Source organism: uncultured Shimia sp., assembly GCF_947493595.1.
GTDB lineage: Bacteria > Pseudomonadota > Alphaproteobacteria > Rhodobacterales > Rhodobacteraceae > Shimia.
On the sequence record NZ_CANLRL010000001.1, the window covers coordinates 960,211 to 981,711 of the forward strand.

20 protein-coding genes are annotated in these 21,501 nt (G+C 56.0%); 15 read left to right on the plus strand and 5 right to left on the minus strand.

Going from position 1 to position 21,501, the window contains the following annotated elements:
• The 4 genes from Q0955_RS04785 to Q0955_RS04800 are packed head-to-tail and all read left to right on the plus strand — an operon-like array spanning position 1 to position 5,384.
• Positions 1-1,125 (plus strand): NUDIX domain-containing protein, encoded by a 1,125-nt coding sequence (locus Q0955_RS04785; protein ID WP_299420577.1) that lies wholly within the window; start codon positions 1-3, stop codon positions 1,123-1,125.
• A 57-nt stretch (positions 1,126-1,182) separates the two neighbouring features.
• Positions 1,183-2,220, plus strand: a complete 1,038-nt coding sequence (locus Q0955_RS04790) for a cysteine synthase A (RefSeq protein WP_299420579.1) — start codon at positions 1,183-1,185, stop codon at positions 2,218-2,220.
• Positions 2,221-2,232: 12 nt separating this feature from the next.
• Positions 2,233-4,668, plus strand: a complete 2,436-nt coding sequence (locus Q0955_RS04795; protein ID WP_299420582.1) for a DUF3772 domain-containing protein — start codon at positions 2,233-2,235, stop codon at positions 4,666-4,668.
• Positions 4,665-5,384 carry an alanyl-tRNA editing protein gene (locus tag Q0955_RS04800; RefSeq protein ID WP_299420585.1) on the plus strand — a complete coding sequence of 240 codons (720 nt, stop codon included), beginning with the start codon at positions 4,665-4,667 and terminating at the stop codon, positions 5,382-5,384. Before Q0955_RS04795 ends, Q0955_RS04800 begins: the two co-directional genes overlap by 4 nt.
• Positions 5,385-5,524: 140 nt before the next feature.
• Here Q0955_RS04800 and Q0955_RS04805 read toward each other — a convergent pair whose 3' ends face one another.
• A complete protein-coding gene (locus Q0955_RS04805) occupies positions 5,525-6,223 on the minus strand; it encodes a PAS domain-containing protein (RefSeq protein ID WP_299420587.1) in 699 nt (232 codons plus the stop codon).
• Between the two features lie 252 nt (positions 6,224-6,475).
• Between Q0955_RS04805 and Q0955_RS04810 the strand changes: the two genes are divergently transcribed.
• The 11 genes from Q0955_RS04810 (at position 6,476) to Q0955_RS04860 (ending at position 17,309) form a co-directional block, all read left to right on the plus strand.
• Positions 6,476-7,354, plus strand: coding sequence for a YicC/YloC family endoribonuclease (locus tag Q0955_RS04810; protein WP_299421055.1), 879 nt, complete (start codon positions 6,476-6,478; stop codon positions 7,352-7,354).
• A gap of 4 nt (positions 7,355-7,358) precedes the next feature.
• Complete coding sequence (gene gmk, locus Q0955_RS04815; RefSeq protein WP_299420590.1) at positions 7,359-8,000, plus strand: guanylate kinase; 642 nt, start codon at positions 7,359-7,361, stop codon at positions 7,998-8,000.
• A complete protein-coding gene (locus tag Q0955_RS04820) occupies positions 8,000-8,521 on the plus strand; it encodes a gamma carbonic anhydrase family protein (protein ID WP_299420592.1) in 522 nt (173 codons plus the stop codon). Before gmk ends, Q0955_RS04820 begins: the two co-directional genes overlap by 1 nt.
• A gap of 122 nt (positions 8,522-8,643) precedes the next feature.
• On the plus strand, positions 8,644-9,720 hold the full coding sequence (locus tag Q0955_RS04825) for an ATP-binding protein (RefSeq protein ID WP_299420595.1): 1,077 nt from the start codon (positions 8,644-8,646) through the stop codon (positions 9,718-9,720).
• Positions 9,721-9,861: 141 nt separating this feature from the next.
• Positions 9,862-10,914 (plus strand): substrate-binding domain-containing protein, encoded by a 1,053-nt coding sequence (locus tag Q0955_RS04830; RefSeq protein WP_299420598.1) that lies wholly within the window; start codon positions 9,862-9,864, stop codon positions 10,912-10,914.
• Positions 10,915-10,983: 69 nt separating this feature from the next.
• The gene (pstC, locus tag Q0955_RS04835; RefSeq protein ID WP_299420601.1) at positions 10,984-12,456 is read left to right on the plus strand and encodes a phosphate ABC transporter permease subunit PstC; all 1,473 of its coding nucleotides are present in this window, start codon (positions 10,984-10,986) and stop codon (positions 12,454-12,456) included.
• On the plus strand, positions 12,453-13,802 hold the full coding sequence (gene pstA, locus Q0955_RS04840) for a phosphate ABC transporter permease PstA (protein WP_299420603.1): 1,350 nt from the start codon (positions 12,453-12,455) through the stop codon (positions 13,800-13,802). Before pstC ends, pstA begins: the two co-directional genes overlap by 4 nt.
• A 16-nt stretch (positions 13,803-13,818) precedes the next feature.
• Positions 13,819-14,616, plus strand: a complete 798-nt coding sequence (gene pstB, locus Q0955_RS04845; protein ID WP_299420606.1) for a phosphate ABC transporter ATP-binding protein PstB — start codon at positions 13,819-13,821, stop codon at positions 14,614-14,616.
• Between the two features lie 11 nt (positions 14,617-14,627).
• On the plus strand, positions 14,628-15,323 hold the full coding sequence (gene phoU, locus Q0955_RS04850) for a phosphate signaling complex protein PhoU (RefSeq protein ID WP_299420608.1): 696 nt from the start codon (positions 14,628-14,630) through the stop codon (positions 15,321-15,323).
• Positions 15,324-15,347: 24 nt separating this feature from the next.
• Positions 15,348-16,037: a phosphate regulon transcriptional regulator PhoB gene (gene phoB, locus Q0955_RS04855; RefSeq protein ID WP_299420610.1), complete on the plus strand. Its 690-nt coding sequence runs from the start codon at positions 15,348-15,350 to the stop codon at positions 16,035-16,037.
• A 507-nt stretch (positions 16,038-16,544) separates the two neighbouring features.
• On the plus strand, positions 16,545-17,309 hold the full coding sequence (locus Q0955_RS04860; protein WP_299420613.1) for a LuxR family transcriptional regulator: 765 nt from the start codon (positions 16,545-16,547) through the stop codon (positions 17,307-17,309).
• A 571-nt stretch (positions 17,310-17,880) separates the two neighbouring features.
• Here the strand turns inward: Q0955_RS04860 and tsf are convergent.
• The 4 genes from tsf to Q0955_RS04880 form a co-directional block, all read right to left on the minus strand.
• On the minus strand, positions 17,881-18,756 hold the full coding sequence (gene tsf, locus Q0955_RS04865) for a translation elongation factor Ts (protein ID WP_299420616.1): 876 nt from the start codon (positions 18,754-18,756) through the stop codon (positions 17,881-17,883).
• 73 nt (positions 18,757-18,829) lie between these two features.
• The gene (gene rpsB, locus Q0955_RS04870) at positions 18,830-19,600 is read right to left on the minus strand and encodes a 30S ribosomal protein S2 (RefSeq protein WP_299420619.1); all 771 of its coding nucleotides are present in this window, start codon (positions 19,598-19,600) and stop codon (positions 18,830-18,832) included.
• Positions 19,601-19,789: 189 nt separating this feature from the next.
• Positions 19,790-20,617: a lysophospholipid acyltransferase family protein gene (locus Q0955_RS04875; protein ID WP_299420622.1), complete on the minus strand. Its 828-nt coding sequence runs from the start codon at positions 20,615-20,617 to the stop codon at positions 19,790-19,792.
• Positions 20,614-21,393, minus strand: a complete 780-nt coding sequence (locus Q0955_RS04880) for a GNAT family N-acyltransferase (RefSeq protein ID WP_299420626.1) — start codon at positions 21,391-21,393, stop codon at positions 20,614-20,616. Before Q0955_RS04880 ends, Q0955_RS04875 begins: the two co-directional genes overlap by 4 nt.
• Positions 21,394-21,501: the final 108 nt, after the last annotated feature.

Genomic DNA, 21,501 nt, shown 5'->3' on the forward strand with positions numbered 1-21,501 from the left:
ATGACAAATGTTTTTGTGTACGGCACGTTGCGACACGTGCCACTGCTTGAGGCTGTGCTTGGCCAACCCGCGAGCGCGTTGGATCTGAGACCTGCGGAGTTGGTGGACCATTCTGTTTTTGCCGTGCAGGGCCAGGATTTCCCCATTCTAAAACCTTCGGACAGCCGGGCATTTGGCCTGTTTATTGGTGGCTTGAGTGATGATGGCGTTGAGCGGCTCCGGTTTTATGAAGGCAGTTACGATTATGATTTGACGGATGTTTCCGTAGAAGTGGCGGGGCAAACCTGTCCGGCGCAGGTGTTCAAAAGCGACAACGCAGGCTGGGTGCCAGACGGGGAATGGTCGCTTGACGGCTGGGCGCAAAGGTTTGGCGAAGTGACTGTTCTCAGAGCGGTCGAAGAGATGACCTACTTTGGACACCGGAGCCGCGCCGAGGTGGATCGAATGTTGCCCATGATCAAGGCGCGGGCCACCGCCAAAATGCAAGCGCGACGGCGCAACGATGCCGTGAGCCCAAGTGGCATGACAGGCGCAGATGTCAGTGACGTTACTTTGACGCGGCCATACGCCAATTTTTTCACGATGGAAGAGTATGACCTGACCTTCCGCCGCTACGACGGGGCGCGCAGTGACATGGTCAAACGTGCGGTCTTTGTGGCCACGGATGCCGTGATTGTGCTGCCATATGATCCGGTGCGGGATCGCGTTTTGTTGATCGAACAGTTTCGTCCTGGCCCGTTTGCGCGTGGCGATGATTTGCCTTGGCAGCTTGAGCCAATCGCTGGACGGTTGGATGCGGATGAGCATCCCGAAGCCTGCGCAAGGCGTGAAGCTCAAGAGGAAGCAGGGCTTGGTTTGACCGCTCTGCACGAGGTGGCGAATTGCTATGCCTCGCCGGGATGCAGTACCGAATTTTACAACATTTACCTGGGCTTGGCTGACCTTTCTGATGAAGTGGTCGGGGTATCTGGACTGGCACATGAAGCGGAGGACATTTGTTCTTATCTATACAGTTTTGAAGAGTTGATGCAGATGGTGGACAACAAACAAGTGGTGAATGCGCCATTGGTGTTGGCTGCGCTATGGTTGGCGCGACATCGCGACAGGCTGCGCGGGACCGCTTGAGTTTGCCCCGCGCCTTGCCTACACAGGATTTCAGACATCTATAAAGGACCGCGCAACATGCATATCGCCCGTGATCTGGCCCAAGCGATTGGCAACACCCCTTTGATCCGCCTGAACAAAGTCAGCGACGAAACCGGGTGTGAGATTTTTGGCAAAGCGGAGTTCATGAACCCCGGACAATCTGTAAAAGACCGCGCCGCGCTGTATATCATCAAAGACGCCATTGCGCGCGGTGAGCTGAAGCCTGGCGGCACCATTGTCGAGGGCACAGCCGGCAACACAGGCATTGGTCTGGCGCTGGTGGGTGCATCCATGGGCTTCAAAACCGTGATTGTGATCCCTGAGACTCAATCGCAGGAAAAGAAAGACATGTTGCGTCTGGCGGGCGCGGAACTGGTGCAGGTGCCTGCGGCGCCTTACAAAAATCCCAACAACTATGTGCGCTACTCTGGCCGTTTGGCCGCTGAGTTGGCCAAGACCGAGCCAAACGGCGCAATCTGGGCCAACCAGTTTGACAATGTGGCCAACCGTCAGAGCCACGTGGAGACGACAGGCCCGGAGATTTGGGAACAGACCGGGGGCAAAGTGGATGGCTTTACCTGTGCTGTTGGGTCTGGGGGTACGTTGGCTGGCGTCGCCGAGGCATTGCAGCCAAAAGGCGTGAAAATTGGCCTGGCGGACCCGATGGGCGCGGCGCTGTACAGCTTTTACATCAACGGTGAGTTGAAATCTGAAGGCGGCTCAATCACCGAAGGCATTGGCCAAGGGCGCATCACGGCGAACCTCGAAGGCTTTACGCCGGACATGAGCTACCAGATTTCGGACGAAGAGGCGCTGCCTTATGTGTTTGATCTTCTTGAAAACGAAGGGCTGTGCCTTGGTGGGTCTTCTGGCGTGAACGTGGCGGGCGCAGTGCGCATGGCCAAGGAGATGGGTCCGGGCCACACGATTGTGACCATTCTCTGTGACTATGGCACCCGCTATCAGTCCAAATTGTTCAACCCAGAATTCCTCAAGGAAAAAGGCCTGCCAACGCCGGCATGGCTGGGCAACAAAGGCCCGAGCAGCATTCCGGGTGTGTTCGAAGACGTATAAGGCGGTCCTATAATGCGCCCACTGGCCAAGTTTCTGAGTGTTGCGGTCACGGTTCTGACCGTTTGGGTGACCGCCGTTTGGGCACAGGGCACATTGCCACCGGACTATGGTGAATGGCGGCGGGTTGCGGACCGCGCCGCCGAGGCCATCGACAATGATCGCGCGTCTGAGGCGGCCATGGACACGCTGCGCGGTCAGCTGTTGCTATGGAGTGAGGATTTTTCAAACGAAAGTTCACGCTCACGCATTTCCGTAACCACGCTTGAGGCGCAGTTGGAGCGGCTGGGGCCGGTGCCAGAAGGTGGCGAAGCTGAGGATGTGGCCGAGGAACGGCGGCAGCTGGAGCTGTCGTTATCTGAGGCCAAAGCCCCTGTGCGGCGAGCTGAATTGGCGCTGACCGAGGCGGAAGAGCTTATCCGATCCATCGACGCGCTGCTTCGAGAGCGGCAGACCCAAATCTTGCTTGAGTCTGGGCCGTTTCCGCTAAAACCGGAGTTGTGGGCGCCAGCTATCAGAGAACTAAGTGAGTCCTTTCGGCTGATTGCGCTAGAGTTCCAGACCGGCTGGGTTCATGAAAAACAGCGCAATGAGCTTCGCTCATCCTTGCCCCGCATGGTGTTTTTCCTTGCGATTGCAGTTGTACTGCTGACCCGTGGCATGCGTTGGACGGATCAGGCACTGCAAAGCATGATCCGTGATCGCCAACATTTGTCCGCGGGACGCTGGATAGCTGTTTTCCTGCTGTCTTATGGGCAGGTCATCTTGCCTATGCTGGGTGTTCTTGCATTCTCCAAGGCGGTTTACGCCACCGACTTGCCCGGGCTGCGCGGCGATGTTGTGCTTTCGATTTTGCCGCTGATGACCTTTGAGTTGTTGAGCGCGCGCTGGCTGGGTGAACGGGTGTTTTCACGCAACGAGCGGCCTTTGCTGCTGGTCAACCTAACAGATGGGGAAAAGCGTAAGGGACGCCGGGCCAGCACCGTGCTTGGGGCCACGTTGGCGTTCAGCTCCCTGTTTGTCGAATTGGCCCGCTATGAAAGCTGGACACGGGGCACTGAGTCGGTGGTGTTCTTTGTCATCACTGTCACCGCCGCGTTTTATCTCGGCCGCCTGGGACGGCTTGTAACCCGTCATGCGGGATCGATGCGCGCCGAGGAAGACGGACCGTTGACCGCTATTGGTCAACTGGTGTCATTGCTTGGTCGTTACACGGTTCTGGTGTCTTTGGTTGGCAGCGTGCTGGCCACCATCGGATTGACGCGCGGGGCCAGCTATTTGGTGTTCTCAAGCACGCGCACCGTGTTTTTGGTTGCTTTCTTACTGGTGGCGCAACGGGTCATTCAGAAGATTTTCTCCGCTTTGAACGGCCGCGACGACGATGACAGCCCATTGGCAGCAGTGTTGGCCGGGATTGGCATTGTAATCCTGTCGCTGCCAATTTTCCTGATGTCATGGGGTGCGCAGGTTTCGGATCTCAAACAAATCTGGCGCAACATCGCGGATGGTTTGCAGTTTGGGGACTTGATCTTGTCGCCCGAGAACATCCTGCTGCTAATTGTGGTCTATGCCTTTGGCCATGCGGTGACCCGACTGTCGCAGAGTTTCCTGCGAGACAACATCCTGCCCAAAACCAGCTTGGATGCTGGCGGACAGACAGCGGTGGTTTCTGGCGCCGGGTATATCGGGATTTTTCTCGCGGCGCTGATTGCCCTGACAGTGGCGGGGATCAACCTGGGCAATATTGCGCTGTTTGCCGGTGCGCTGTCTGTTGGTATTGGTTTTGGCCTGCAAAATATCGTGTCGAATTTTGTCAGCGGAATCATTCTGTTGATTGAGCGCCCTGTAAGTGAGGGCGACTGGATCGATGTGAACGGCCAGATGGGCTATGTGCGTGACATTTCCGTGCGGTCCACGCGGATTGAAACTTTTGACCGCACGGATGTGGTGATCCCCAACAGTGATCTGATATCCAGTTCGGTCACCAACTACACGCGCGGCAACACAGTGGGGCGGGTGATTGTGCCGGTTGGCGTGGCTTATGGAACGGATACACGCTGGGTAGAGGGAATTCTGCGCGAGATAGCGGAGGGGCACCCGATGGTGCTGGCAAATCCGGCCCCGGCGGTGGTGTTTCAAGGATTTGGCGCAGACTCGCTGGATTTTGAAATCCGGGCGATTTTGCGGGATGTGAACTGGATGTTGACCGTGAAAAGTGATCTGAACCACGAAATCGCGCGACGGTTTGTGGAAGAGGGCATCGAAATACCCTTTGCCCAACGTGATCTGTGGTTGCGTAATCCGGAGGCTTTGCGCGGAGAAACGCCCGACGCCAAGAGCCCCAAAGTACCGCCCAAACCAAGTTTTACGCCAGTAGACGCCACGCCAATGGATCCGGATTCCGGAGACGGGGATGGTTCAGACGGAGATGGGGACGGAGACGGCCGATGAACAAACTGTTGTTTTTGGAAGACGCCTATCTGAAAGAGGCGATTGGCGTGGTGATTGGGCATACGCCAGAGGGCGGTATCCTGTTGGACGCTCCGCTGTTTTACGCCACCAGCGGCGGGCAACCGGGCGACAGCGGGCATTTGGAGTGGGATGGCCACAGCACAGAAATCGCAACCACGGTAAAAACCTTGGATGGCGAAATCGCATTGGTGCCGTCGGCACCGGAAGAACTGCCGCCAATTGGCACCGACGTAAAACAGGTGCTCGATTGGGGACGGCGGCACCGGCACATGCGGGTGCATACGGCGCTGCATTTGTTGTCGGTGGCAATTCCGTTGCCTGTGACCGGCGGATCGATTGGTGCCGAGAAAGGCCGGTTGGATTTTGATATGCCAGAGGCACCGGAAGACAAGCAGGCACTGAATGACAGGTTAAATGCCTTGATTGACCGGGATCTTGCAGTGACTGAAGACTGGATTACGGATGCGGAACTGGCGGCCAATCCGGGGTTGGTCAAAACCATGTCCGTGGCCCCGCCCAAAGGTGCGGGAAAGGTCCGGTTGGTACGGATTGGCTCAACGGACGAACAAGTCGATTTGCAACCCTGTGGCGGCACACATGTGGCCAGCACGGGCGAGATTGGTCGCGTGCGGATTGGCAAGATCGAGAAAAAAGGCAAACAAAACCGGCGGGTGTATTTGCACCTGGACGCCTGAAGCCGTTTCTCCATTGGGTTGAAAAAGAAAAGCCGCAGGCCAGAATGCTGCGGCTTTTCCTTTGCCTGACATGCAGACACAAAAAAAGGCGGGGTGCCATGTCCAGTAGACCCCGCCTTCTTTGTGAGACCAGAGTTCTTCTAGTCGTCTGACACAACCACCCGCAGATGCGGGTGCCGCGTTGGGGCAAGGCGCGGCGCGGCCGGTGTTTTGGCGTGCTCCTGCGCTGGCTTGATCCCAGCCGGCGTGGTAATTTCGACTTTCTGAGGTTGTGGTGCCGCCACGATGTCAGAAAGAATGCTGGTGTTTGGCATGTCGATCCGGCGCAGGAAGCTGCCTTCCAGATCAAACCGCTGTGGTGCACGGCCCAAATCGCCGTCCACAGTGATGGCGCCTAGAATACGGTTCACTTCGCCGCTGTCAGACCGCAGTGGCAGCAACATCATTTCGGCATTGAGACCATTGCGGCGGAAACCACGGGTGGTGCTCATTTCCAGACGGCCAATTGCTGGTGCGGCAAAGACTTTTTCCAGCGCCTGACCAAAGCTGTCCCGAGACGCTTCGTTGATCAGCGCGGACATGGGCATGCCGCGCATGTCCATGCCCATCACATCGGTGAGCGTGTTGCAGGAGACCCGCAGGCGCGCCATACCCGGTGCGATACGTTCCAGAATGAACGCGTGCTTGAGCACTTTCTGAATTTGGCGTGGGTCCACGTCGCTGCGATAGGGCACCGGGTGCCCGTCGCGCAGGCCGTCCCAGTAAGCTTTTACATCCTGCATCACGGCGATGCTGTGCACCTTTGCCGCGCTGGATTTTCCGTCACCAAAAATTCTCATGCTCTTCCCCCCAAGGAAAAAACTCTACGTCTGAACTTTGTACCCACACCCGCACCTTCGAGCCGGTTTCTGTTGCCGTTTGCTCAAAGTCGTAAACAACTTGTAAATCAGTTATCTCACATTTTAGCGGATTTGCGATAAAAAATGATTTCAATGGTTAACCGGTTGCGCCGTTAACATTGCTCTTCGTGCCGGAATGGATTTAGCTGTTACGCAACTGAAATTACAGGAGGACGTCCCGTGCTGGAGTCGATGACCGGATACGCAAGCCTTAAAGGTGAAGGGCAAGGACACAGCTGGACCTGGGATCTGCGGAGCGTAAACGCCAAAGGGCTGGATTTGCGCCTGCGTGTGCCAGATTGGATTGAGGGGCTGGAACCTGCGGTGCGTGGCGCTTTGTCCAAAGGTATGGCGCGCGGCTCGGTGAACCTGTCGCTGCGGGTCAACCGAGATGACGACACCGGCGCCGTGGCGGTGAATCTGGCGCAGGTTGAGGCAGTACTTTCCGCACTTCAGGCGGTGGAAGAGCGGGCCATGGACAAAGGCATTTCTCTGGCTCCATCCAAAGCCAGTGATCTGTTGTCGCAACGCGGGGTGATGGAGCAAGCAGTTGATGAAACCGACAGCAAGGCGCTGTTGGCGGCGATCACCGCACAAATACCGGAACTGTTGACCAGTTTTAAAGAGATGCGCGTCACGGAAGGCGCTGCATTGGAAGCGGTGATGAGTGACCAATTGGAGCAGGTGTCTGACCTGACGCAACAAGCCGCCGAGGCAGCTGAAGCGCGCCGCGAAGAGGTGGCGGACACGCTGAAGTCCAATCTCGCACGGGTTTTGGAGAACGCTGACGGCGTTGACGAGGGCCGCGTGGCGCAAGAATTGGCCATGCTGGCGGTAAAAGCGGATGTGATGGAGGAGTTGGATCGGTTGCGGGCCCATGTCACTGCCGCGCGCGAGTTGATTGCAAAAGGTAGCCCGGTTGGCCGGAAACTTGATTTCCTGATGCAGGAGTTCAACCGCGAGGCCAATACACTGTGCTCCAAGGCACAGTCGGTGGATTTGACGCGGATTGGGCTGGACCTCAAGGCCGTGATCGACCAGATGAGAGAGCAAGTTCAAAACGTGGAATAATCACATGACTCAGCGACGTGGCCTGCTCATCATCCTGTCTTCACCCTCTGGCGCGGGGAAATCAACGCTCGCGCGGCGGTTGATGGAATGGGATTCCGGGTTGAGTTTCTCGATTTCCGCAACCACGCGGTCACCGCGCTCCGGCGAGGAACACGGCCGTGAGTATTACTTCCTGTCTGAAGATGATTTTAAAGCGCAGGTGGCGGACGGTGAGATGCTGGAACACGCCCACGTGTTTGGCAACTTTTATGGCTCCCCAGCGGGGCCAGTGCGTGAAACCATTGAAAGCGGCAATGACGTGCTGTTTGACGTGGACTGGCAAGGTGAGGCGCAGATCCGCAACTCCGATTTGGGCAAACACGCGCTCTCGATCTTCATATTGCCGCCGTCGATCAAAGAGCTGCACCGCCGCTTGGTGAGCCGCGCGCAGGACAGCGATGATGTGATTGATAAGCGGATGCAGAAAAGCTGGGACGAGATCAGCCACTGGCATTCCTATGACTATGTGCTTGTGAATGATGATCTTGATGCCACAGAGGCACAGTTGAAAACCATTATCGCAGCAGAGCGTATGCGCCGCGAGCAGCAACCGGCGCTGCAAGGCCATGTAAATGGGCTGCAGAGTGAATTTCAGGAGATGTCTTAATGCCGATGTACGAATTGGACGGTGTTGCACCAAAGCAGGACGACAGCAGCTGGGTGGCGCCGGATGCCAATGTGATTGGCAATGTGGTGCTAGAAGCGGACACCTCGGTCTGGTTTGGCAGCACGTTGCGCGGGGATAATGAGACTATCACAGTGGGCGCAGGCTCCAACGTGCAGGAAAACACCGTGATGCACACCGATCCTGGTTATCCCTTGACGATTGGTAAGAACTGCACAATTGGCCATAAGGCGATGCTGCATGGCTGCACCATTGGTGACAATAGCCTGATTGGCATGGGTGCCACGGTGCTCAATGGCGCGAAGATTGGCAAGAACTGCCTGATCGGGGCAGGGGCGTTGATCACCGAAGGCAAGGGAATCCCAGATGGCAGTCTGGTGATGGGCGCGCCGGGTAAAGTGGTGCGTCAACTGGATGAAGCAGGTATCACCGGTCTGGCGATGTCGGCAAAGCACTACCAGGAAAATGCCAAACGCTTCAAAACGGGGCTGCGCGAGGTTTGACGGCAGATTTTGCCCTGACACCGACGTTCTGTCATAAAACTGTTACGGTAAAACGGTTTGAGCCGTGGGGTTGATGTGCCCCTTGCAGGGCAGCGCTGGACGGAACGGACGGGAGCGGGGCCATGCCGCATGATTTTTACAAGAGCTACCTAGAGGCAGTGCCGCTGCCGGCAGTGCTGGTTGACGCGGAGGCCCGCATACTGGCTGGCAACGAGGCGGCGGTGAAGCTCAACCCCCACGCGGATGATGACCGGCCGCTGATTTTGGTGTTCCGCCAACCGAGCCTGAACAGCGCCGTGGATGCCTGCTTGAATGATGGCAAAAGCCATCGCGCGATTTACGCGCACAGCGATGGGCCGCAGGAGCACCGCTTTGACGTCACAGTGTCACCGGTAGACTTGGTGGCAGCGTCTGGTGGAAGACTGGTGGCGTCGAGCATGCGTACCAAAGGGGTGATGATCTGTTTTCAGGATGTCACCGAGGTCCAACAGCTCGATCAGATGCGGCGGGATTTTGTCGCCAATGTCAGCCATGAGCTGCGCACGCCCCTGACGGCGATCCTGGGTTTCGTGGAAACTCTGCAAGGACCTGCGCGGGGCGACGGTGCGGCGACCGAGCGCTTCTTGGGCATCATGTCCGAAGAAGCCAGCCGGATGAACCGTTTGGTCGGAGACTTGCTGTCCTTGAGCCGTGTGGAAGAGGTGTCACGCATGCGGCCCACCGATCCGATCGATCTGGACCAGATCATTCGTGCGGTGATCCGCAACCTGTCTCCTTTGGCGGAGAGCAACCAGAGCACCGTGACTTACCAGGATGCGACTGCTCCCGTGGTGGTGCCGGGCGATCCGGACCAGCTTTTACAAGTCATCACCAATCTCGTGGAGAACGCGCTGAAATATGGGGGGCAGGGCACGCAGGTAGAGATCAGTCTCACACAGGTGCAGTCGCAAGCAGGCTTGCGCGGCACGGGATGGATGGTCTCGGTAAAAGACAACGGCCCCGGCATCGACGGCATTCACATCGCACGACTCACCGAGCGGTTTTATAGAATCGATTCCCACAGATCGCGGGAAATGGGCGGCACGGGGCTTGGCCTCGCCATTGTGAAACACATCATCAATCGCCATCGCGGCCGTTTGAAGATCGAGAGCACTTTAGGAAAAGGCAGTGTTTTCAGCGTGGTACTCCCCGCCACCTAAGGTGTCTTTTTACTGGAACGTCACAAAAAGCGGGATTTGTCACACGGCTGTTACATACGCGTCACAAAAGCTTTGACCAGGCACTTTAGATCGTCGCTCGAGACTGTCGACGAACAGTCTGGATCAAATGGAGTTACACTTATGTCCGTCAAACTGACTGCCTCTGCTCTGGCCATCGCGGCCGTTGCCGCCACTTCTGCCGCCGCGCGTGACCAAGTACAGGTCGCCGGTTCTTCCACCGTTCTGCCCTACGCGTCCATCGTAGCGGAAGCCTTTGGTGAAAACTTTGACTTCCCAACTCCGGTTGTTGAATCCGGTGGGTCCTCTGCTGGTCTGAAGCGGTTCTGTGAAGGTGTTGGCGAAAACACCATCGACGTGGCCAACGCGTCGCGCAAGATCAAAGACAAAGAGATCAAAGCCTGTGCGGAAGCCGGTGTAACCGACATCATCGAAGTGCGCATCGGTTATGATGGCATCGTGTTTGCCTCCGACATCAACGGCAACGGTTTTGAATACACTCCAAGCGACTGGTTCCTGGCACTGTCCAACGAAATCCTCGTGGACGGCCAGATGGTTGCCAACCCAAACAAAACCTGGGCCGATGTGAACGCGAACTTCCCGGCGCAAGCGCTGCAAGCCTTCATCCCGGGCACCAAGCACGGCACCCGTGAGGTGTTTGAAGACAAAGTGATCCTGGCGGGCTGTGAAGCCACTGGCGCGTTTGACGTGCTGCTGGCGGCGGCCGAAGGTGACACCGACAAAGCCAAGCACAAGGCGGCTGAAAAAGCCTGTATTTCCCTGCGCACCGACGGTGTGTCTGTGGACATTGACGGCGACTACACCGAGACCCTGGCCCGCATCGAAAGCAACAAAGACGGCATCGGCGTCTTTGGTCTGGCGTTCTATGAGAACAACACCGACAAGCTGCAGGTTGCGACCATGTCGGGCATCGTGCCATCCACCGAGAGCATCGCAACCGGTGAGTACCCAGTGTCTCGTCCGCTGTACTTCTACGTGAAGAAAGCGCACATCGGCGTGATCCCAGGCCTGAAAGAATACGCGGAATTCTTTATCGCGGACGAGATCGCGGGTGAAGACGGTCCTCTGGCGGAATACGGCCTCGTGTCCGACCCAGAGCTGGCCGATACCCAGAACGCAGTTGCAGACGAAGCCGTGCTCGGCTCCAACATGTAATCACTCCCTTGATCGGGCGGCGCGACGGTTCGTGCCGCCCGGTTTTTCCCTGAACAAAGGCGCCCACAAATGCCACTTTCCTGGCTTGTCCTATTGGTCCTTGCCCTCGCAGCGGCGGGGTATTTTATTGGACGGATACGTGTTTTGAAATTGGCGGGGGGCGATATCCGCGCTCTGCACAGCTTGCCGATCTACTACGGCACCAATGTCGCCTTGAGCGTGGCTGTGCCCGCGATCGCGGTGTTGCTGGTATGGCTGTTGGCGCAGCCGACGCTGATTGAGCGGTCGGTGTCCGGCATGATTGCGCCGGAGATGATCCCGGAAGGCTCCAACCTGAACCTGGTGATGTCCGATGTGCGCCGCGTGGCGGACGGGCTGAACACCGCGATTTCGGGCGGCGCAATGAGTTTGGCAGAAGTCGAGGCCATGGACGCCACCGTTGTGGATGTGCGCGCACGTTTGGGAGAGTTGGGCGTGGCCCTAGGACAAGATGTGCGCCCCGAGGTTCTGGCGGCAGCGAAGTCCTATCGCAGCGCCGCAGTGACCGGCAACACGTTGCGTACTTTGATTGTTTTGGCGCTGGCCGGGATTGGCTTTGGCATTTCCTTCAGCAAAACCAAGCCTGACTATCGTGCCCGCAATGTGGTGGAACGTGCGGTGCTGGCGCTATTGATGGCGGCGGCCTCGCTGGCGATCTTGACCACCGTGGGCATTGTGCTGTCGATGCTGTTTGAGACCATCAACTTCTTCGGCCTGCACAACTGGCGCGACTTCTTCTTTGGCACCACCTGGGCGCCAAACTTCCGCGGCGACAGTGAGCTTTCGATCCTGCCACTGTTGTGGGGCACGCTTTACATCTCTTTCATCGCACTTTTGGTGGCGGTGCCAATTGGACTATTTGCGGCGATTTATCTCTCTGAATACGCCGGGCCAAAGACACGCGCTATCGCCAAGCCTCTATTGGAAATTCTTGCTGGGATCCCAACCATTGTTTACGGTCTGTTTGCGCTGCTGACAGTGGGGCCTTTGCTGGTGAATATGTTTGGCCAAAGCGGTTCTCTAGGCCTGGGCTGGATGAGCGGGGCCACCTCTGTTTTGACGGCCGGCATTGTGATGGGCATCATGCTCATTCCCTTTGTCAGCTCGCTGTCAGACGACATCATCAACGCGGTGCCACAGACGATGCGCGACGGCTCACTTGGCCTTGGCGCGACCCCCAGCGAAACCATCCGTCAGGTTGTGATCCCTGCGGCTTTGCCTGGCATCGTGGGTGCCATCCTGTTGGCTGCCTCGCGCGCAATTGGCGAGACCATGATTGTGGTGATGGGGGCAGGGGCGATTGCCAAGTTTTCGGCCAACCCGTTTGAAAGCATGACCACAATCACCACCCGGATTGTGAGCCAATTAACCGGAGACGGTGACTTTGCGAGCCCGGAAACGCTGGTGGCCTTTGCCCTTGGCCTCTCCCTCTTTGTTCTGACCCTCGGCCTCAATGTGCTGGCGCTCTACATCGTGCGCAAATATCGGGAGCAATACGAATGACCGACACGACGCAAAACACAGGCGCCGTTACGCCCATAAGTTCGCTGCACACGCTGGATGCACGCACCAAACGCCGCAATGCTGCGGAAAACCGCTTTAAGCTCTATGGCATGATTGCGATTGGCATTGGCCTACTGATGCTGGTGACGCTGCTCACCACCATCCTGTCCAAAGGCACCGGTGCGTTTACGCAGACCTTTGTGACCATGGAAGTAGAGCTGCTGGAGAGCAAGCTGGACAAGTCTGGCGAACGTGATCTGGAGAAGATTAAGAAGGTCACTACCTTTGGCTACGCTCCGCTGATCAAAACCGCGTTTGAGAAAACCGTGGAGATCCATGGGATTGAGACCGATCTTAAATCCAAGACAATGGCAAAGATCCTTTCAAAATCGGCGGCAAGCCAGCTGCGCAACTATGTGATCGCCAATCCAGATCAGATTGGTCAGACCATCGAGTTCCGCTTCCTCGCCAATAGCCGTGTGGACGGCTACATGAAGGGGCGTGTGACGCGGGACAGCATTGCCAATGACAAGAACATCACGCCGGCGCAGCTCGATTTTGTGGATCAGTTGATTGAGGCGGGCGCGCTCAAAAAGACCTTCAACATTGATTTCATCATTGGCGCTGATGCGTCCGATCAGCGCCCGGAGGCCGCCGGCATTGGCGTCGCTATGATGGGTTCTTTGTTCATGATGCTTGTGGTGTTGGCGTTGGCTTTGCCAATTGGTGTCGCGGCCTCGATCTATCTTGAGGAATTTGCGCCCAAGAACTGGATCACCGATATCATCGAGGTGAACATCTCCAACCTCGCGGCGGTGCCGTCGATTGTCTTTGGTATTCTGGGTCTGGCGGTTTTCATCAACTACATGCACCTGCCGCAATCCGCGCCTCTGGTGGGTGGTTTGGTGCTAACCCTGATGACCTTGCCTACCATCATCATCTCGACCCGCGCCGCACTGAAAGCGGTGCCGCCAAGCATCCGCGATGCGGCGCTGGGGGTAGGGGCCTCCAAAATGCAGGCGGTGTTCCATCACGTGTTGCCACTGGCCGCACCTGGCATCCTGACCGGAACCATCATTGGCCTCGCGCAAGCGCTTGGGGAAACCGCGCCACTGCTATTGATCGGGATGATTGGCTTCATCGCATCCAACATGCCGGAGACTGTGGGCGAAGGCCTGCTGTCGCCAAACTCCGCCATGCCAGCCCAGATTTACGAATGGGCCAAACGGGCGGACCCGGCCTTTTATGAACGCGCCTGGGGTGGGATCATCATTCTCTTGATCTTCCTCATCTCAATGAACACTCTTGCAGTACTCCTGCGCCGCCGGTTTGAACGCCGTTGGTAAGCGAAGGAACTCTCTCATGTATGACACTGAAAAACTGGGGACCGACGTGAACCAGACCGAAACAAAAATTTCCGCCCGCAATGTGCAGGTTTACTATGGCGACACCCACGCGATCAAAGACGTGAACGTGGATATTGATGCCAAATCCGTGACCGCTTTCATTGGTCCGTCGGGTTGCGGAAAGTCGACTTTCTTACGCTGTATCAACCGGATGAACGACACAATTGATGTATGCCGCGTAGAAGGTGACATTAAAATTGATGGCGAAGACATCTATGACAAACGGGTTGATCCGGTACAGCTGCGTGCCAAGGTGGGGATGGTCTTTCAGAAGCCAAACCCATTCCCCAAGTCGATTTATGACAACATCGCATACGGGCCACGCATCCATGGCTTGGCAAAGAACAAAGCCGATCTAGATGAGATCGTTGAAAAATCCCTGCGTCGTGGTGCGATCTGGAACGAAGTGAAAGACCGTTTACACGCGCCAGGCACCGGCCTGTCGGGAGGGCAACAGCAACGTCTGTGCATCGCGCGGGCCGTAGCGACCGAGCCTGAAGTGCTGCTGATGGATGAGCCATGTTCGGCGCTGGACCCGATTGCCACAGCACAAGTCGAGGAGCTGATCGACGAGCTGCGTGATCAGTATTCAGTGGTGATTGTGACCCACTCGATGCAGCAAGCGGCCCGTGTCAGCCAAAAGACAGCCTTCTTCCACCTTGGCAATTTGGTGGAATACGGTGACACCTCGCAGATTTTCACAAACCCCAAAGATGAGCGCACCGAAAGCTACATCACCGGCCGGATCGGCTAAGGAGAGAGACCATGAACGACCAACATATTGTGTCCGCCTTTGACCGGGATCTGGAAGGCATTCAGGCCCATGTGATGAAAATGGGTGGTCTTGTGGAAGCCGCAATTGGCGAGGCGGCCAACGCCATGGTGGCCCGAGATCAAGAGCTTGCGGAGCAGGTGAGGGCGGCGGACAAAGCCATTGATGCGCTGGAAGAGTTAATCAACGAACGCTGTGCCAATTTGATTGCGTTGCGGGCACCTGCGGCGGTGGATCTGCGGGTAGTGCTGTCGGTGATGAAGATTGCCGGAAACCTGGAACGCATTGGTGACTATGCGAAAAACATGGCCAAGCGGACCTCCGTTCTGGTGCATATGGAGCAAGTTGAAGGCGCACATGCATCGCTCAAACGCATGGCCCATGAAGTGCAACTGATGCTGAAAGACGTCCTGGACGCCTTTATCCAGCGCGACGTGGATTTGGCGCGGGATGTGCTGGAACGAGACGAAGGCGTCGACCAAATGTACAACGCTTTGTTCCGCGAATTCTTGACTTTCATGATGGAAGATCCGCGCTACATAACACCCTGTATGCATTTGCATTTTATGGCAAAAAACACCGAACGCATGGGAGATCATGTCACTGCGATTGCCGAACAGGTGGTCTATCTGGTGACCGGCAGCATGCCGGAAGACGCGCGTCCCAAAGCCACACGGCTTGACGCGTAAAACCCCCTTAAGAGGATAAAGACGATGGCAAAAGATCATCCCACCGTTCTCATAGTTGAAGACGAACCCGCACAGCGGGAGGTTCTCAGCTACAACTTACAGGCTGAAGGCTTTGATGTGGAATCTGCTGCAGATGGCGATACCGCACTGATGATGGTTCAGGAAGTCCAACCGGACATCATTGTGCTGGACTGGATGTTGCCCGGAACATCCGGAATCGAGATCTGCCGACGCTTAAAAACTCGGACTGAAACCCGCAGCATTCCGGTGATTATGTTGTCAGCCAGGTCTGAGGAAGTGGACCGTGTGCGTGGTCTGGAAACCGGCGCAGACGACTATGTAGTAAAGCCATACTCCGTGATGGAGTTGATGGCACGGGTACGCAACCAATTGCGTCGTGTACGGCCGTCTTCCGTGGGGCAAACGCTCACCTATGAGGACATTATCCTCGACGCCGAAACACATCGGGTGACCCGCAACGAAGAGGCGCTGCGGTTGGGCCCAACAGAGTTCCGTTTATTGGCAACCTTCATGGAGAAGCCAGGCCGCGTGTGGAGCCGGGAGCAACTGTTGGATCGCGTGTGGGGGCGGGATATCTATGTCGACAGTCGAACCGTTGATGTTCACATAGGACGCTTGCGAAAAGCGCTTTGCGTGCATGGCGGCGATGATCCGTTGCGGACGGTGCGTGGCGCTGGCTACGCGCTGGGGTGACTGTTCCTAATATGAAGCCTGTCGTGCAAGCCTTTAAGAAGGCGACCTTTTTTGCTGCGCTTACATTCACCTAGACAGTTAAAAACGTAGGCGTGCGATTTTCTTTTTGCACGCCTCATTTGGGATATTGGTATAACGCATAATAAGTATTATGTTGCGTATCGATTTTTCAAATCACCGACTTTAGTCGTACGCAGAACAACCCTGACGAGATACTAGGCCTTCCATTAACGCCGATGCAGGAATCCAGTTTTCACGTCCACCCAAAATCCCCCGAAAACTCAGTAATTTCGACGCTTTAGACCAATCAAATCAGCTGTGTTCGCCGAGCTCCTACCGGATAAAGACAACGCTTACCGCTATAGACATCTCACACGTGTTTAAGCTAACCTCTTGGTCAAGTTCATGGGGATGAGCTGTACGTTAGGAAACCCCAAAACGAAGTATTGTTCTGGATCTGCCTCCGCTTGCTGAGCAGCTCTGTGTTATGCGTAAAAGAAGGTCAAGATGAACGAAACGATCGGCTACATCGAAGAAGTGATGGACCAAACAAGCCTAGAGGCACTTTGGGAACTGCACTGTGCCAAGCTTGAAACCTTTGGTTTCGACAAGATCATTTACGGATACACAAACTATCGCAGTGGCATGTCTCTTGGTGACGTAGCCGATTTCTTTATTCTGTCGACCTACGAGCGCGCCTACCTTGACCGGTTCATTGGCGGCGGGTTGTATTTCAACGGCCCCATGATGAAATGGACTCTGGAAAACACCGGTGCCCAAAGTTGGCGGCTGGCGCGTGAAGCATATGATGCCGACCAGCTAACCGAGAAACAGCGTGAAGTTTTTGAATTCAATCAGGACTACGGGTTGGAAGCCGGCTATACAGTCAGTTTCCCGACGGTTTCGTCCCGCACCAAAGGCGCCATTTCTCTTGGTGCCCGCGCAGGCGTAACTCAGGAAGCTCTTGATGCTCTGTGGGAAAAACGAGGTCGAGAGCTTACGTTGATCAACAATGTCGCTCATTTGAAGATCCAGTCCCTGCCCTATACGAACCCCGAAAGAGAGCTGACCAAGCGTCAGAGAGAGGTCTTGGAGTGGGTTGGAGACGGCAAGACAATCCAAGATATTGCGCTGCTGATTGGCCGGACGCCGGCAACCGTTGAGAAGCATTTGCGTCTGGCTCGGGATGCGATGAATGTAGAGACAACGGCGCAAGCGCTACTCAAGGCGTCTTTCCTTAAGCAAATTTACTTGCTCGAAGCGCACAACTGACGCATAATAGCGTCACTAGTATGGTAATCCTGACTTGTTGGTTAAGTGTCAGAATGTCAAAATGACATCGTTCCGTGAGTGGTGGCTTTGGCCTTTGGAACATATCGGCTTTGACCTTCGCAATATCGAAGCTCTCGAGGTTGACCGGTAATCAACCCGGTGTCAGTGATCGGTTTATTTTGACCAGGATCTGACATTTTTCGGTGGTCTCCCCATCCCCATGTTTTGGAGACCGGAGAAAAGGAACGGCGTCATCTCCTGGTGGCGCCGTTTTCTTTTGCATTATCAATTGCCTAATTCATTGCGATACACGATCTTGAGATGAACGTGTTTCCGCGAACCGCATTGACGGCTTAAAGGCCTTGGCACAGGCTCAAATGTGGCAGCTTTCGAAAGCTGCTCCCACAAGAGGCCTCACAACATTCGACACAACAAATATGGCGACGGATGTCGCCTTTATCGTCCTATTGAGACCTCAACCGTAGGCGACCATCAATTGGCCCCAGTCCTTGCTCAACAAAAAGGCCGCCCCGAAATGGAGCGGCCTTCTCAAAAACTTTTGCAGGTGAGCTTAGCCCTGAGCGGCTTTGGCCACTTCCGCTGCGAAGTCTTCTTCTTTCTTCTCGATGCCTTCGCCCACTTCCATGCGGACGTAGCCAACGATCTCAGCGCCAGCTTCTTTAGCAGCAGCTGCAACGGTCAGGTCTGGGTTGATCACGAAGTTCTGGCCCAGCAGAGTGACTTCGGCCATGAATTTCTTCATGCGGCCTACGATCATCTTCTCGATCACCTGCTCCGGCTTGCCGGATTCACGTGCGATCTCGATCTGAACGTTTTTCTCTTTTTCAACTACCGCTGGGTCCAGGTCATCTTCGCCCAGAGCCTGTGGGTTGGCCGCTGCGATGTGCATGGCAACCTGCTTACCAAATGCTTCGTCGCCGCCTTTCAGCGCCACGAGAACACCGATTTTGCCCATGCCGTCGGTTGCTGGGTTGTGCACGTAGGATGTCACAACGTCGCCTTCAACGGACGCCATGCGACGTACGGACATGTTTTCACCGATGGTTGCAACCGCTTCAGTTACGGTTTCTTCAACGGATTTACCGCCCAGATCCGCAGCTTTCAGCGCGTCAACGTCAGAAACGTTCACCGCGGCACCAGCAATGGAAGATACCATCGCCTGGAAGTCAGCGTTTTTGCCGACAAAGTCGGTTTCAGAGTTCACCTCAACGGCAACACCTTTGCCACCTTCAACCTTTACGGCCACCAGGCCTTCGGCTGCGGTGCGGCCGGATTTTTTGGCCGCTTTCGCCAGACCTTTGGTGCGCAGCCAATCGATTGCTGCTTCCTGGTCACCGTTGGTTTCGGTCAACGCTTTCTTCGCGTCCATCATGCCTGCGCCGGTCATCTCGCGCAGTTCTTTAACCATTGCTGCTGTGATCGCCATCTTTGGCTCTCCTCGTCAGAATTGGGAATGTTGGGGGCGGGTCTACCCTGCCCCCATGTCAAATGTGTAACGCTTACGCGTCTGCGGCAGCTTCTTCAGCAACGGCTTCTTCAACCGGTGCTTCGAATTCGCCCAGATCTACGCCAGCGGCGCCCAGCTGTGCGGTCATGCCGTCCAGCGCAGCGCGGGAGGCCAGATCACAGTACAGGGAGATCGCGCGGGATGCGTCGTCGTTGCCTGGGATGATGTAGTCAACACCATCTGGGGAGCAGTTGGTGTCAACGATCGCCACAACTGGAATACCCAGCTTGTTGGCTTCGGCAATGGCCAGTGCTTCTTTTTTCACGTCGATGACGAACAGCAGGTCAGGAACGCCGCCCATGTCACGGATACCGCCGAGAGAGGCTTGCAGCTTCTCCTGGTCACGTTCGATGCCCAGACGCTCTTTCTTGGTCAGGCCTTCGGCACCGGTTGCCAGCTTCTCATCAATCTCTTTCAGACGGTTGATGGACTGGGAAACGGTCTTCCAGTTGGTCAGCGTGCCGCCGAGCCAGCGGTGGTTCATGTAGTACTGCGCGGATTTCTCTGCGGCGTCTGCGATTGGCGCTGCGGCCTGACGCTTGGTACCAACAAAAAGAACGCGGCCGCCTTTTGCAACGGTGTCACGCACGGCGTTCAGAGCTGCGTCCAGCATTGGAACAGTCTGGGTCAGGTCCATGATGTGGATGCCGTTGCGGGAGCCGTAGATGAACGGACCCATGCGTGGGTTCCAGCGCTGTGTTTGGTGACCAAAGTGAACACCAGCTTCAAGCAGCTGACGCATGGAGAACTCAGGAAGAGCCATGTTGTATTTCCTTTTCCGGTTTACGCCTTGGCGGGGAGAAGTGAGAGCGGATGCTCCAACCGGCGGATTGACAGGGATGTCTCCCCTGCCCGACCCAAACCCCGCCTGCGGGTTTGAATGGCGCGCGTTTACAGCAGGATTTGGTCGTACGCAAGGGGGTGTTGCCCATAAAATGCTGGGCAGCGCCGATTATTCAAAGCGCTCTCTCAATGTCGTGCGGATTTGATCCTCTGCCGATTTCGCCAGCGCCTTGCGATTGGTGAAGTCAGCCACTTTCAATGGCGGATGGTAGATCACGTCAATGCGCCCTTGGCGCGGAGCAGCCAATGTGGACAAAAGATGCGGCGCGAAGTCCATATCGCCCCACCACCCATAAAATCGCGCTTCGGCCCCTTTGGGCGCCTGATAATGCACCGTGACCGGTTGGATCAACATGAAGTCCTTAAGGCGCGGATCAAAGAACGCCTCAAAAAGCGTTGTTTTGAACGGTAAAACTCGAAGGCTGTCGCTGCTTGTGCCTTCGGGAAAGAACAGCAATTGGTGACCCGCCAGAAGTCGATCTTCGAAGATCTGTTTCTGTGCGCGGGCCTCGCGCCGGTCGCGGCGGATAAACACGGTGCCGGTGGCTTTGGCAAGCCAACCGATGCCAGGCCAGCTTGCCACTTCGGCCTTGGAAACAAAGTAGACTTGCTGCGCTGCATTCAGCGAAAAGATGTCCAGCCAAGAGGAGTGATTGGCCACAACCGCACCACGATCGCGGATCGGTGTGCCTTGTACAGCAAAGCGAATGCCCATCAGGCGAAAGGCATTGCGACAAACAAATTGCGTAATGTAAGGCGTCCAAGGGCGTCGCAGGCCAAAAAAGGGCTTTTCGATCAGGCGGATGAAAAGCAAAAGCAAAAGACATCCAAACACCAATACGGCCAATGGAAGACCACGCAAAATCAAGCGCAGGACACCGCAAAGGCTCAGTTTTAGGGGCTCAGGATAGCCCTCTTCACTTTCCCAAACACTCACAGTGTACGGTCCTTGGAATAAAGCGCGCGATTTTTGTCATTCATGCGCGCGGTATCGAGGATCAAACAGACGTCGGTGGTGTTAAAGGCATGGTCAAGATAGGCGCCCTCGCCCACAAAACCGCCCAATCGCAGATAAGCTTTGATCAATGGGGGGACCGCCAACATGGCGGCACGGCGGTCGATTTGATCCTCCGGGATCAGATCCATCGATTGAAACACATTGGGTTGCGCAGAGGGTCGGATGTCCGTCGGTGCAAGATGGCGGTTGTGCAAAAGTGATAAAGACTGGCCCAGAGCGTTCACATCGGTCCCATGGAAACTGGCAACACCAAACAATATCTCAATCTCATGATCCGCAACATAGCTGGCAAGGGCATTCCATAGGTGGAACATCGCTGCACCGCCACGATAGTCTTCGTGCAAACATGACCGGCCCAGTTCGAGAAGCTTTCGCCCGGACTCCTTCAACACAGTCAGGTCGTACTCATCTTCTGAATAAAACCGACCGATCTTGGCCGCCGCATCGTCACGTAGCACGCGGTAGACACCAACGACCTGGTCCCTGGGGGGAACGTCCAGAGCGGAATCGATCAAAAGGAGATGGTCGAAATGCGGATCGAACTGATCCATTTCCAGGCGTGCTTCGTGGTCCACAAGTGGACCGGAACCGCCCAATTCTTCTACAAACACGCGATACCTTAGGCGTTGGGCCGCCTGGAGCTCTTCTGCATTTGCAGCAAGCTTAACCTTAAATTTCGGGCTATGCGCGCTCATGCCAAACCGAAGACCTCTTTGTTTGCAGGCGTTTTAGGCGGCACACCGGCGAAAATCAACCAATTGCCAAGCAACTGATCTGTTGACGATTTCCGATGCTCGTGCACT

What these genes read in the sequence shown, in the direction of transcription:
- Q0955_RS04785 (WP_299420577.1), top strand. Translation starts at nt 1, where the DNA reads ATGACAAATGTTTTTGTGTACGGCACGTTGCGACACGTGCCACTGCTT.
- Q0955_RS04790 (WP_299420579.1), top strand. Translation starts at nt 1,183, where the DNA reads ATGCATATCGCCCGTGATCTGGCCCAAGCGATTGGCAACACCCCTTTG.
- Q0955_RS04795 (WP_299420582.1), top strand. Translation starts at nt 2,233, where the DNA reads ATGCGCCCACTGGCCAAGTTTCTGAGTGTTGCGGTCACGGTTCTGACC.
- Q0955_RS04800 (WP_299420585.1), top strand. Translation starts at nt 4,665, where the DNA reads ATGAACAAACTGTTGTTTTTGGAAGACGCCTATCTGAAAGAGGCGATT.
- Q0955_RS04805 (WP_299420587.1), bottom strand. Translation starts at nt 6,223, where the DNA reads ATGAGAATTTTTGGTGACGGAAAATCCAGCGCGGCAAAGGTGCACAGC.
- Q0955_RS04810 (WP_299421055.1), top strand. Translation starts at nt 6,476, where the DNA reads ATGACCGGATACGCAAGCCTTAAAGGTGAAGGGCAAGGACACAGCTGG.
- gmk (WP_299420590.1), top strand. Translation starts at nt 7,359, where the DNA reads ATGACTCAGCGACGTGGCCTGCTCATCATCCTGTCTTCACCCTCTGGC.
- Q0955_RS04820 (WP_299420592.1), top strand. Translation starts at nt 8,000, where the DNA reads ATGCCGATGTACGAATTGGACGGTGTTGCACCAAAGCAGGACGACAGC.
- Q0955_RS04825 (WP_299420595.1), top strand. Translation starts at nt 8,644, where the DNA reads ATGCCGCATGATTTTTACAAGAGCTACCTAGAGGCAGTGCCGCTGCCG.
- Q0955_RS04830 (WP_299420598.1), top strand. Translation starts at nt 9,862, where the DNA reads ATGTCCGTCAAACTGACTGCCTCTGCTCTGGCCATCGCGGCCGTTGCC.
- pstC (WP_299420601.1), top strand. Translation starts at nt 10,984, where the DNA reads ATGCCACTTTCCTGGCTTGTCCTATTGGTCCTTGCCCTCGCAGCGGCG.
- pstA (WP_299420603.1), top strand. Translation starts at nt 12,453, where the DNA reads ATGACCGACACGACGCAAAACACAGGCGCCGTTACGCCCATAAGTTCG.
- pstB (WP_299420606.1), top strand. Translation starts at nt 13,819, where the DNA reads ATGTATGACACTGAAAAACTGGGGACCGACGTGAACCAGACCGAAACA.
- phoU (WP_299420608.1), top strand. Translation starts at nt 14,628, where the DNA reads ATGAACGACCAACATATTGTGTCCGCCTTTGACCGGGATCTGGAAGGC.
- phoB (WP_299420610.1), top strand. Translation starts at nt 15,348, where the DNA reads ATGGCAAAAGATCATCCCACCGTTCTCATAGTTGAAGACGAACCCGCA.
- Q0955_RS04860 (WP_299420613.1), top strand. Translation starts at nt 16,545, where the DNA reads ATGAACGAAACGATCGGCTACATCGAAGAAGTGATGGACCAAACAAGC.
- tsf (WP_299420616.1), bottom strand. Translation starts at nt 18,756, where the DNA reads ATGGCGATCACAGCAGCAATGGTTAAAGAACTGCGCGAGATGACCGGC.
- rpsB (WP_299420619.1), bottom strand. Translation starts at nt 19,600, where the DNA reads ATGGCTCTTCCTGAGTTCTCCATGCGTCAGCTGCTTGAAGCTGGTGTT.
- Q0955_RS04880 (WP_299420626.1), bottom strand. Translation starts at nt 21,393, where the DNA reads ATGAGCGCGCATAGCCCGAAATTTAAGGTTAAGCTTGCTGCAAATGCA.